This window comes from Actinacidiphila sp. bgisy160, from assembly GCF_057707815.1.
The window spans coordinates 56,864-68,556 of sequence record NZ_JBYIQW010000021.1 but is presented as its reverse complement, the minus strand read 5'-3'; the positions used below and the strand labels follow the sequence as shown (position 1 = coordinate 68,556).

Annotated in this window: 10 protein-coding genes; all 10 read right to left on the bottom strand. The window is 72.8% G+C overall.

Going from position 1 to position 11,693, the window contains the following annotated elements; all coding sequences use genetic code 11:
* Positions 1–2: 2 nt before the first annotated feature.
* The 10 genes from AC3EUJ_RS18600 to AC3EUJ_RS18555 all read right to left on the bottom strand — a co-directional run bounded on the left by AC3EUJ_RS18600 (position 3) and on the right by AC3EUJ_RS18555 (position 11,601).
* Positions 3–830, bottom strand: a complete 828-nt coding sequence (locus AC3EUJ_RS18600; RefSeq protein ID WP_431962663.1) for an enoyl-CoA hydratase family protein — start codon at positions 828–830, stop codon at positions 3–5.
* Positions 831–929: 99 nt separating this feature from the next.
* Positions 930–1,934, bottom strand: coding sequence for an ornithine carbamoyltransferase (argF, locus tag AC3EUJ_RS18595; RefSeq protein WP_431962661.1), 1,005 nt, complete (start codon positions 1,932–1,934; stop codon positions 930–932).
* Between the two features lie 111 nt (positions 1,935–2,045).
* Positions 2,046–3,269: an arginine deiminase gene (locus AC3EUJ_RS18590; RefSeq protein WP_431962659.1), complete on the bottom strand. Its 1,224-nt coding sequence runs from the start codon at positions 3,267–3,269 to the stop codon at positions 2,046–2,048.
* Positions 3,270–3,344: 75 nt separating this feature from the next.
* Positions 3,345–5,891, bottom strand: a complete 2,547-nt coding sequence (locus AC3EUJ_RS18585; RefSeq protein ID WP_431962657.1) for a polynucleotide kinase-phosphatase — start codon at positions 5,889–5,891, stop codon at positions 3,345–3,347.
* Entirely contained in the window at positions 5,888–7,345 is a 1,458-nt protein-coding gene (locus AC3EUJ_RS18580; RefSeq protein ID WP_431962655.1) for a 3' terminal RNA ribose 2'-O-methyltransferase Hen1, read from the bottom strand. The genes AC3EUJ_RS18585 and AC3EUJ_RS18580 overlap by 4 nt, the downstream gene beginning before the upstream one ends.
* Positions 7,336–8,298, bottom strand: coding sequence for a homocysteine S-methyltransferase (mmuM, locus tag AC3EUJ_RS18575; protein WP_431962653.1), 963 nt, complete (start codon positions 8,296–8,298; stop codon positions 7,336–7,338). Before mmuM ends, AC3EUJ_RS18580 begins: the two co-directional genes overlap by 10 nt.
* A gap of 31 nt (positions 8,299–8,329) precedes the next feature.
* Entirely contained in the window at positions 8,330–9,253 is a 924-nt protein-coding gene (locus tag AC3EUJ_RS18570; RefSeq protein ID WP_431962651.1) for an LLM class F420-dependent oxidoreductase, read from the bottom strand.
* A gap of 118 nt (positions 9,254–9,371) precedes the next feature.
* Positions 9,372–9,827 carry a DUF6099 family protein gene (locus tag AC3EUJ_RS18565; RefSeq protein WP_431962649.1) on the bottom strand — a complete coding sequence of 152 codons (456 nt, stop codon included), beginning with the start codon at positions 9,825–9,827 and terminating at the stop codon, positions 9,372–9,374.
* Between the two features lie 159 nt (positions 9,828–9,986).
* A complete protein-coding gene (locus tag AC3EUJ_RS18560) occupies positions 9,987–10,319 on the bottom strand; it encodes a nucleotide pyrophosphohydrolase (protein ID WP_431962647.1) in 333 nt (110 codons plus the stop codon).
* Between the two features lie 10 nt (positions 10,320–10,329).
* Positions 10,330–11,601 (bottom strand): AAA family ATPase, encoded by a 1,272-nt coding sequence (locus AC3EUJ_RS18555; RefSeq protein WP_431962645.1) that lies wholly within the window; start codon positions 11,599–11,601, stop codon positions 10,330–10,332.
* Positions 11,602–11,693: the final 92 nt, after the last annotated feature.

Below are 11,693 nucleotides of genomic sequence, written 5' to 3'. Positions count from 1 at the left end.
GGCTAGCGGCCCTTCCAGTTGGGGCTGCGCTTCCCGGTGAACGCGGCGTGGAACTCGGCGTAGTCCTCACTGGTCATCAGGAGGGCCTGGGTCGCGGCGTCCATCTCGACGGCGGCGCCGAGCGGCATGTCGAGCTCCGCGGTGAGCAGTGCTTTGGTCTGGGCGTACGCCAGCGCGGGGCCGGCGGCCAGCCGCTTGGCGAGGGCGGCGGCGCTCGCGTCCGCCTGCCCGTCGTCGACGAGCTCGCTGACCAGGCCGATACGGTCGGCCTCCGCGGCGCCTACGGTGTCGCCGAGCATCAGCAGCCGGGTGGCGTGGCCGAGGCCGACCACGCGCGGCAGCAGATAGGCGGCGCCCATGTCGGCGCCCGCGAGGCCGACCTTGGTGAAGAGGAAGGCGAAGCGGGCGGAGCGTTCGACGATCCGGAAGTCGGAGGCGAGGGCGATGACGGAACCGGCTCCGGCCGCGACGCCGTGGATGGCCGTGATGACGGGGAAGGGGGCCTCGCGGATGGCGCGGACGACCTGTCCGGTCATGCGGGTGAAGTCCAGGAGCTGTCCGGCGCCCATGGCGAGGGTGGCACCGATGATCTCGTCGACGTCCCCTCCGGAGCAGAAGCCGCGACCGGCCCCGGCCAGCACCAGCACCCGGGTGTCGCCGTGGTGCGGCAGCTCGGTGAGCAGGTCGCGCAGGTCGGCGTAGGCACCGAAGGTGAGCGCGTTGAGCTTGTCGGGGCGGTCGAGGGTGACGGTGACGACACCGTCGGCGTGCTCGACCCGCAGGTGCCGCCATTCCTCGGTACGGCCTGCGGAGCCTCGGTAGGGGCTCATGGGCACGTCCTCCTTCGCGGGGGGAGGCAGGCTTGCCAACACCGCGAAGTTATCACTCCTTCGTGACCGCCGTCACGAGTGCGCGATACGCGAGGCGCCTCACGCGCCTCCCAGCGTGGCGACGAGGACGGCCTTGATGGTGTGCATCCGGTTCTCGGCCTGGTCGAAGACGATGGAGTGCGCCGACTCGAAGACCTCGTCGGTGACCTCCAGGGAGGTCAGTCCGTGCCGTTCGTGGATCTCCCGGGCCAGGGTGGTGCCGAGGTCGTGGAAGGCGGGCAGGCAGTGCATGAACTTCGCGTCGGGACGCCCGGTGGCCCGCAGCACGTCCATGGTCACGGCGTACGGCTTGAGCAGTGCGACGCGCTCGTCCCACACCTCGGCGGGTTCGCCCATCGACACCCAGACGTCGGTGTGGACGAACTCCGCGCCGGCGACGCCCTCGGTGACGTCCTCGGTCAGGGTGACGCGGGCGCCGGTGGTCTCCGCGAGGCGCCGCGCCCGGGTGACGACCAAGTCGTCCGGCCACAGCTTCCGCGGGGCGACGATGCGCACGTCCATGCCGAGGAGGGCGCCGGTGACCAGCAGCGAGTTGCCCATGTTGGAGCGGGCGTCGCCGAGGTAGGCGTAGGCGGTCCGCTCCAGCGGGGAGCGGGAGTGCTCGGTCATGGTGAGGACGTCGGCGAGCATCTGGGTCGGGTGCCACTGGTCGGTGAGGCCGTTCCACACCGGCACCCCGGCGTGGGCGGCCAGCTCCTCGACGACCTCCTGGCCCGTGCCGCGGTACTCGATGCCGTCGAACATCCGGCCGAGCACGCGGGCGGTGTCCTTCACCGACTCCTTGTGGCCGAGCTGGGAGCCGGCCGGGTCCAGGTAGGTCGTGGACGCGCCCTGGTCGGCCGCGGCGACCTCGAAGGCACAGCGGGTGCGGGTGGAGGTCTTGGCGAAGATCAGGGCGATGTTCCTGCCGCCGAGCCGCCGCACCTCGGTGCCCGCCTTCTTGGCCGCCTTCAGCTCGGCGGCCAGCTCCACCAGCCCGCGGAACTCCTCGGGGGCGAAGTCCAGCTCCTTGAGGAAGTGACGGCCCGTGAGGTCGATGGCCATGGGGGCTCCTAGGTCGGGGTCGGCCGGGTGCCGAACATGAGTGCGCCGGGACCATGGAAGTCTATACGAACACTCGCATCCTTATACAGCCGCCCCACGGACCGCCTCCCGTCAGACCGGGTCCCGCTCGATGGGGCAGCTCATGCAGCGCGGGCCGCCGCGGCCGCGCCCCAGTTCGCTCCCGGGAATCTCTATGACCTCGATGCCGCGCTTGCGCAGGAAGGTGTTGGTGGTGACGTTGCGCTCATAGGCCAGGACGACGCCCGGCTCCAGCGCGAGCACGTTGCACCCGTCGTCCCACTGCTCGCGCTCGGCGGAGTGGACGTCCTGGGTCGCGGTGAGCACGCGGATGTCGTCGAGACCGAGGGCCGCCGCGATCGCCCGGTGCATGTGCTCCGGCGGGTGGTCGGTGACCTTCAGGTCGCGCTCCCCCGCGCCGGGCTCGATGGTGTACGAGCGGAGCATGCCCAGGCCCGCGTACTTGGTGAAGGTGTCGCCGTCGACCATGGTCATCACGGTGTCCAGGTGCATGAAGGCACGCCGCTTGGGCATGTCCAAGGCCACGATCGTGGTGGCCGACCCGGCGTTGAACAGGCGCTGGGCCAGCATCTCCACCGCCTGCGGGGTCGTGCGCTCGCTCATGCCGATGAGCACGGCGCCGTTGCCGATCACCAGGACGTCGCCGCCCTCGATGGTGGAGGGGTAGGCCGCCTGGCCCTCGGACCACACGTGGAAGGACCCGCCCGCGAAGAGGGGGTGGTGGCGGTAGATCGCCTCGTAGTGGATCGTCTCGTGCCAGCGGGCCGGCCAGCGCATCGCGTTGATGCTGACCCCGTCGTAGACCCAGGCCGAGGTGTCCCGGGTGAAGATGTGGTTGGGCAGCGGGTTGAGCAGGAAGTCGTCCAGGTCCATCACGTGGAAGCGGACCGAGGTCGGCTCGGCGAAGCGGGCCAGGAACTCCCGCTTGGTCACGCCGCCGACCAGGGCCTCGGCCAGCTCGGATGCGGACAGCTCGTCGAAGGCGGCGCGCAGGTGGTCGGTGACCACCGGCCCGTACTCCTTCTCGTGGAAGACCCGGTCCAGCACCATGCGCCGGGCCTCGGGCAGGCCCAGCGTCTCCCGCAGCAGGTCGCCGAAGAGGTGCACGGCCACGCCCCGGTCGCGCAGCACGTCGGCGAAGCCGTCGTGCTCGGCGCGGGCCCGGCGCACCCACAGGACGTCGTCGAAGAGCAGGGCGTCCTTGTTCGACGGCGTGAGCCTTTTCAGCTCCAGGTCGGGGCGGTGGAGGATGACGCGGTGCAGCCGCCCTGCCTCGGAGTCCACATGGAATGCCATGGAGCTAGACATTCCCACTTGGCAAGGGTTTACCGCCAGGGAGGGGCGGGCAACCGGGTGCCCGCCCCTCACCCGTCACAGCCGGGGGTCCACCGGCTCGGACTCCAGGGCCAGGACGGCGAAGACCGCCTCGTGCACGCGCCACAGGGGCTCGCCCGCGGCCAGCCGGTCCAGCGCCTCCAGGCCCAGCGCGTACTCGCGCAGCGCGAGCGAGCGCTTGTGGCCCAGGGCCCGGGAGCGGAGCCCGAGCAGCTGGTCGGGCCGGGTGTACTCCGGGCCGTAGATGATCCGCAGATACTCCCGGCCGCGGCACTTGACGCCGGGCTGGACCAGGCGGTTGCCGTTCTCGGTGCGCACCAGGGCCTGGAGCGGCTTGACCACCATGCCCTCGCCGCCGGCCTCGGTCAGTTCCAGCCACCACCGCGTACCGGCGGCAACCGACTCCTCGTCTCGGGTGTCGACCAGCAGCCGGCGGGTCTCCTGGAGCAGACCCGTCGGGTCGCCGGCGACCAGGCGGTCGATGAGCCCCAGCTGCTCGTCGTGCGGGAGCGCGGCGAGACTGCGGCCCTCGGCGGCCAGGATCTGGAAGGGCGCGAGACGCACCCCGTCCAGGCCCTCGGTCGTCCAGCAGTAGCGCCGGTACGCCTCGGTGAAGGCGGCGGCGTCCGCGGACCGGCCGCGCTGCCGCTCCAGCAGGGCCGCCACGTCGGTGCCGCGCGCGGCGGCGGACTCCAGGGCGGCGAGCGCGCCCGGGAAGACCGCGCCGGAGGCGGCACCCACCGCGGCGTACTGCTTGCGCAGCAACCCGGAGGCCTTCAGTGACCAGGGCAGCAGCTCGGCGTCGAGCAGCAGCCAGTCCGTGCCGAGTTCCTCCCACAGGCCGGCGGCGGTGACGGAGGCCCGCAGCCGGCCGAGGACCTGCTCGGTGACGGCCGGATCGTCGAAGAACGGACGGCCCGTGCGGGTGTGCAGGGCGCCCGTCACACCGCCGGCCACCCCGAAGCGCTCGGCGGCCGTCTCCGCGTCGCGGCATACCAGCGCCACCGCGCGCGATCCCATGTGCTTCTCCTCGCAGAGCACCTGGCCGATGCCGTCCGCCCGGTAGGCGGCGAACGCCTCGTGCGGGTGCTCCAGGTAGCCCTCCAGCTGCGAGGTCGCGCACGGCGACATCGTCGGCGGCAGGTACATCAGCAGCCGCGGGTCGACCGCGAAGCGGCTCATCACCTCCAGCGCGGCGGCCGCGTTCTCCTCGCGGACGGCGACCCGTCCGTGGTGCGTGGTCTCCACGATCCGGCGGCCGATGGCGTCGGCGAGGTCGAGCGGCCGGCCATCGTTCCCGCCGGGGGCCTCGGAGGCGAGCGGCTTGGCCGGCTCGTACCAGACCCGCTCCGCCGGGACGTCGACGATCTCGCGCTCGGGCCAGCGCAGGGCCGTCATCCGCCCGCCGAACACGGCGCCGGTGTCGAGGCAGATGGTGTTGTTGAGCCACGATGTGCTCGGCACGGGCGTGTGGCCGTAGACGACGGCGGCGCGGCCGCGGTAGTCCTCGGCCCACGGGTAGCGCACGGGCAGGCCGAACTCGTCGGTCTCTCCGGTGGTGTCGCCGTACAGGGCGTGCGAGCGGACCCGGCCGGAGGTGCGGCCGTGGTACTTCTCGGGCAGGCCGGCGTGGCAGACGACCAGCCTGCCGCCGTCGAGGACGTAATGGCTGACGAGTCCCTCGATGAACTCGCGCACCTGCTCGCGGAAGGCGGGGTCCCTGGCGTCCTCCTTCTCCAGCTGCTCGATCGTCTCGGCGAGGCCGTGGGTGTGCTGGACCTTCTTGCCCTTCAGCCAGCGGCCCAGCTTGTTCTCGTGGTTGCCGGGCACACACAGGGCGCTGCCTGCGGCGACCATGCCCATGACGCGGCGCAGCACGCCGGGGCTGTCGGGGCCGCGGTCGACGAGGTCTCCGACGAAGACGGCCGTGCGGCCCTCGGGGTGCACGCCGTCGACGTAGCCCAGCTTGCCCAGCAGGGTCTCCAGCTCGGAGCTGCAGCCGTGGACGTCGCCGATGATGTCGAACGGACCGGTGAGCTCGCGCTTGTCGTTGTAGCGGCGCTCCAGCACGACCTCGGCCGCCTCGACCTCCTCGACGCCGCGCAGGATGTGGACCTTGCGGAAGCCCTCGCGCTCCAGCTGCCGCAAGGAGCGGCGCAGCTCGCGCTGCTGGCGCTGCACGACGTGCCGGGGCAGGTGGGCGCGGTCGGGCCGGGACGCGTTCCGCTCGATGCAGACCTGCTCGGGGACGTCCAGGACGATCGCGATGGGCAGCACGTCGTGCTCCCGGGCGAGCCGGACGAGCTGACGGCGGCTCTCCTGCTGCACGCTGGTGGCGTCGACGACGGTGAGCCGGCCGACGGCCAGCCGCTTGCCCGCGATGTAGCGCAGTACGTCGAAGGCGTCGCCGCTGGCGCCCTGGTCGTTCTCGTCGTCGCTGACCAGGCCGCGGCAGAAGTCCGAGGAGATCACCTCGGTGGGCTTGAAGTGGCGCCGGGCGAAGGTGGACTTGCCGGAGCCGGTGGTGCCGATCAGGACCACGAGGGACAGGTCGGTCACCGGGAGGGTGTGCTTGCCGGTCATGCGGATGCGACCTCCTTCGCGGTCATCGTGAAAACCGCCATCTGGGTGGGCGGGCCGACTTCGGGGTCGTCGGGGCCGACGGGGACGAACCGCACCCCGTAGCCGTGCCGTCCGGCGACCTGCTCGGCCCATGAGCGGAACTCCTGGCGGGTCCACTCGAAGCGGTGGTCGGCGTGCCGGGCGTGCCCGGCGGGCAGGGTCTCCCAGCGCACGTTGTACTCGACGTTCGGTGTGGTCACGACCACGGTCGCGGGACGCGCCGCACCGAAGACGGAGTACTCCAGGGCGGGCAGCCGGGGCAGGTCGAGGTGCTCGACGACCTCGCTGAGCACGGCGGCGTCGTAGCCCTTGAGGCGGGCGTCGGTGTACGTCAGGGAGCCCTGCACCAGCCGGACGCGGGAGGACTGCCGCTCGCCCATGCGCTCCAGCCGCAGCCGCCGGGCCGCCTCGCCCAGGGCCCGGGCCGACACGTCGACGCCGAGGATCTCGGTGAAGCGGACGTCCTTCAGCAGAGCGCCGACCAGCTGGCCCTGACCGCAGCCGAGGTCGAGGACCCGGCTCGCCCCGGCGTCGCGCAGCTCCGCCAGGATCGCCTCGCGGCGCTGCACCGCCAGTGGCAGTGGCTTCTCCTCGGTGTCCACCTCCTCGTCGACGGCGTTGTCCAGTTCCTCCGCCTCACTGTCGTCGGCCTCGGCGAGCCGGGCGAGTTCCAGCCGTTCCATGGCCTGCCGGGTCAGCGACCAGCGGCGGGACAGATAGCGGCTGGTGATCAGCCGCTGCTCCGGGTGGCCGGCGAGCCATCCGTCGCCCATCCGCAGCAGCTTGTCGACCTCGTCGGGCGAGACCCAGTAGTGCTTGGCGTCGTCCAGCACCGGAAGCAGCACGTACAGGTGCCGCAGGGCCTCCGACAGCCGCAGCTCGCCTTCGAGCACCAGCCGTACGTACCGCGACTCACCCCACTCGGGGAACCGCTCGTCCAGCCCGACCGGTTCGGCCTCGACGGTCCAGCCCAGCGGCTCGAACAGCCGGCGGACCAGGGCGGCGCCGCCGCGCGCGGGCACGGCGGGGATCTCGATCCGCAACGGCAGCGGCTGCGCGGCGCGCTCCGGGCGGGCGTCGCAAACCCCCCTCAGGGCGCTGGCGAACACCGTACGGAGGGCGACCGCGAGCAGCGACGAGGCGGCGTACGGCCGGTCGTTGACGTACTGGCCGAGCGCGGAGCCGGGAGCCCCGCCCCGGCCCTTGCCCTTGCCGCGCCGGACGAGCGCCACCGGATCGACCTCCAGCAGCACCGCGGCCGTGCACCGTTGCTCGGACGCCTCGGGGTAGAAGACGTGGGCGTCGCCGTAGGAGGTCGAGAACACCTGGGCCTTCTCCGGATGCTTGTGCAGCAGGAAGCCGAGGTCCGTGGCGGGCATGCCGCCGTTGCCGGTGGTCGATATCGTCAGGAACACCGCCCGAGTATCGCCTGCCCGCCGCCGCCCCGAACAGCGGTTTTCCCCGGCTGTGGGGCGAGTGCGGCGGCCAGGGCGGCTATCTGCGCGGGCCCGACCCGGCAGCATCCCCCGATGAGCCGGGCACCGGCCCGCTGCCAGCCGGACGCCAGGGCCGGGTCGAAGGCCGAGCCGCCGTGCCAGTGGCGGGCCCGTTCGTCCCAGGTCTCGCCGCTGTTGGGGTAGACGACCACGGGCCGGCCGGCGGTCGCCGCCGCCGTCTCCACCGCGTGGGCGGCGTCCGCCGGGTCGCAGCAGTTGACGCCGACGGCGATCACCGCTTTCGCGTCCGCCGCGATCCGGAAGGCCCCTTCCAGCGGCTGGCCGGCCCGGGTCGTCCCGCCCGAGACGGTGTAGCTCAGCCAGACCGGGACCCCGAGGCCCTCGACGATTCGCAGCAGCGCCTCCGCCTCGTCCGTGTCAGGCACGGTCTCCAGCGCCAGGACGTCGGGACCTGCCTCGGCCAGCGTCTCGATCCTTGGCCGGTGGAAGCGCTCCAGCTCCGCGACACTCAGCCCGTATCGGCCCCGGTACTCACTGCCGTCCGCGAGCATCGCGCCGTACGGTCCCACGGAGGCCGCCACCCATACGTCGTCGCGTTCGCCCGCGGCGGCGCGGGCGAGGGCGACGCTGCGCCGCAGCAGGGCGGTCGCCTCCTGCCGTCCGATGCCGCGCGCGGCGAACCCCTCGTAGGTCGCCTGGTAGCTGGAGGTGATGAGCACCCGCGCGCCCGCCCGCAGGTAGGCGGTGTGCGCCGCCTGGATCTGCCCGGGCGCGTCGGCGAGCAGCCGGGCCGACCAGAGCGCATCGGCCAGGTCGCAGCCCTGGTCGGCGAGCTGGTTGGACAGCCCGCCGTCGAGGACGACGGCGCCCTCGGCGAGGGCTTGCGCCAGGGACCGGTCGGGTGTGGGCATCGCGGGTGCTCCTCGCGGCGGAGTGCCGGGGTCAGCCGAGCTGCGGCTGCACCTCGGAGGCGATCAGTTCCAGGTGCCCGAGGTCACTCAGGTCCAGAATCTGCAGGTAGAAGCGGGTGGCACCGAGCTCGGCAAAGCGGCCGATCTTGTCGACGACCTCGGCGGGGGAACCGGCGAGGCCATTGGCCTTGAGCTCGTCGACCTCACGGCCGATGGCCGCGGCCCTGCGCGCGACCTCGGCGTCGTCCTTGCCGACGCACGCGACGAGGGCGTTGGAGTAGACGATTTCGTCCTTGCCCCGGCCGTGCTCCTCGGCGGCCTCCCGCACCCGGGCGAACTGCTGGGCGGTGTCCTCCAGTGAGCCGAACGGCAGGTTGAACTCGTCGGCGTACCGGGCGGCGAGCCGCGGGGTGCGCTTGGCCCCGTGGCCGCCGATGAGGACGGGGAGCTTCGCCTGGGCGGGCTTGGGCAGCGCGGGCGAGTTCTCCAGGGTGTAGTGCGTGCCCTTGAAGTCGAAGGTCTCCCCCGCCGGTGTCCCCCACAGGCCGGTGACGATGGCGAGCTGCTCCTCCAGCCTGGCGAACTTCTCCTTCGGGAACGGGATGCCGTACGCGGCGTGCTCGTCCGCGTACCACCCGGCGCCCAGGCCCAGCTCGACGCGGCCGCCCGACATCTGGTCCACCTGCGCGACCTGGATGGCGAGCACACCTGGCAGCCGGAACGTGGCGGCCGTCATCAGGGTGCCGAGCCGGATCCGCTTGGTCTCGCGGGCGAGGCCGGCCAGGGTGATCCACGCATCGGTCGGCCCCGGCAGACCGTCCACGTCACCCATCTTGAGGTAGTGGTCCGAGCGGAAGAAGGCGTCAAAACCGAGCTCCTCGGTCGCCTTGGCGACGGAGAGCAGGGTGTCGTACGAGGCCCCTTGCTGGGGCTCGGTGAATATTCGAAGATCCATGACTCCATCCTGCACCTGTCGGCCCTGAATCGATCGGCAACCGGTCGCGCGGGGCACCTTCTCCGGCGGGGGACGGCGGCAATCCGCCAACCGCGCTCCCGCTCGGGCGACTTGCCGCTCACGCGTCTTCCTGCTGCCGTGCCTCGACCGCGCGTAGGAGCACACCCACCCGGTCCTTGGACTCGTCGGCGGCGTCGACCGCGTCGATGCACTGCCAGTACTCCGTCTCGCTCTCGGCGGTACAGGCCACCGAGACCAGGGCCATGCCCAGCTCCGACAGCAGTTCACGCAGTTCGCGCAAGGCCCCGGCCGGCTCGCGCACTTCGGTGAGCAGGGCGGCGCGCAACGGTCCGGACGCCACACCCGGTGGCCCCGGGGCGACGCACGCCCGGCCACCCGCCTCGCAGACGGAGAAGCCGGGGGTGCGCAGCTCGGGCCCTCCATGGAGCGCCAGGTGGCTGCCGATGGCCTCCGTCAGCGCCTGTACCTGCCAGGCCTCCGCCATCAGCTCGCGCTCGGTCCCACCGCTGCTCAGCGCCTCCCGCGTGGCCCGGATCAGCCGTACCGCGTCCATCACGACGCACCTCCCCCGTCCTCACCCGTCGATCTCGCCTTCTCGCTCAGAGTGACCGACCGTGACGTGATGTGGAAGTGGCCGGTTCCCGCCTGTGGACAACCCGCTCGCCCGTCCGTGTGACGAGCGTGCCCCGCGCGGCGCGACGGCCGCCGCGCCTCAGCCCTCCGCCCCCGGCAGCGGGAAGCGCAGCTCGTTGCGGTCGATCTTGGCGGACAGCGCCTGGAGCACGTCGACGCCGAGCACCTCGCAGAACTGCAGCAGGTACGCGAGCACGTCCGCCACCTCGTCCCGCACCCGGTGCGCGCTGCCGGGGTCCTCCATGACCCGGGCCGCCTGCTCGGGCGTGAGCCACTGGAAGATCTCCAGGAGCTCGGAGGCCTCGACGCTCAGGGCCACGGCCAGGTTCTTCGGGGTGTGGTACGGCTCCCAGCGGCGGGCGGCCGCGAACGCGGCCAGCCTGCGTTGCAGCGCGTGCAGATCCTCGGTCACACCCGCAGGTCTACCCCATCGCCGCCGTCGCGTGCTGCGGCGGGGCCTGCCCGGCCGGCGGGGCCCCGGCGGCCGGCGTCTCCGGACCCGGCCCCTGCGCCGGCACCCGTTCCCCGTCGGCCACGGCGTTCCCGAGGCGCAGCAGGGTGACCCCGTCCGCGTCCTCGGCCACCGAGGGGTCGTGCACCGTGCCGAGCAGCCTGATGTGGCCGCGCTCGGCGACCAGCGCGGCCAGCGCCAGCAACTGCCGCGACTGCGCCCGGTCCAGACCGCTGTCCAGGCCGTCCGCCAGCACCGTGAGCACCTGTACGGCGTCCGGCACTTCTCCGCTGGTGTCCACCTCCAGCACGCCCGGCCCGGTGAGCAGCACCAGCGCCAGCGCGAGAAAGCGCAACTCCCCGTCGCCGAGCCGGTCGACCGGCACCAGCCCCAGCGGTCCCCGGTCGACGGCCGCCAGCACCGACTCCGCGTACGCCCCTGTCCCCGGCTCCCCGGCGGGGATCACCGTCAGCCCTTCGACGGGCGGGCTGCACACCGCCCGCAGGGCACCGACCAGCGCCGCGTGCCGCGTACGGCATTCGCCCTGGGTACGGCGCAGCACCGCCGAGAGGTTGTCGCAGCCGCCGCGGAGCAGTCCGTCCGCCACCCGTGCGGGTTCCCGCATCATGTGCGGCCGGGGGTCGACGGGGAACACCCCGCGCAACGCGAGCACCATCTGCTCGGCGGCGGCGAGCACAAGCCGCTGTCCCTCGGTCGTGCCCGCGACGCGCAGCGGCAGCAGCGAGGTGGCCAGCCGGTCGTCGGGCAGCGGGGCCCGGGTCACCGGGACCAGCCCCGCGGTGTGCCAGGCCGCCTGGACCGTGCGCCGTCCCGGGTCGCGCAGCGCGGTGGCGAGCAGGGTCTCCCCGGCGCCGGTCAACCGCTCGCCGACGATGCGCAGTCCGGGTTCGGTCTGGACGGCGACGTCGAGCACGACCGGTCCGACGGCGCCGTCCACCGTGCAGCCGATGCGGAAGCCGCGCCGCCCCTCCGCATCCGGCCTGGCGGCGTGGGGCACGCACGCCGCCACTCCCCCGCGCGCCCCGTCGAACGCCGTCGTCAGTTCCTCGCCGGCGGCGAGCCGGCCGAGCAGGCCGAGCCCCTCCAGGACGCTGGACTTGCCGGTCCCGCTCGCCCCGGCCAGCAGGGTGAGCGGCCCGAGCGGGAAGCTCGCGCCGCGATGCGACTTGAACGCGGAGAGCCGCAGTTCGGTGACGACCGGGCGGTCACGCTTCGTACTCATGGACGTGAACGTAGCGGCGGCACCCGCTGCCGAACCGTTCCGCCGGGCCGGTGGTCCTCCGAAAGTGGGTACGCCCGGCGAGGCGGCGGTTA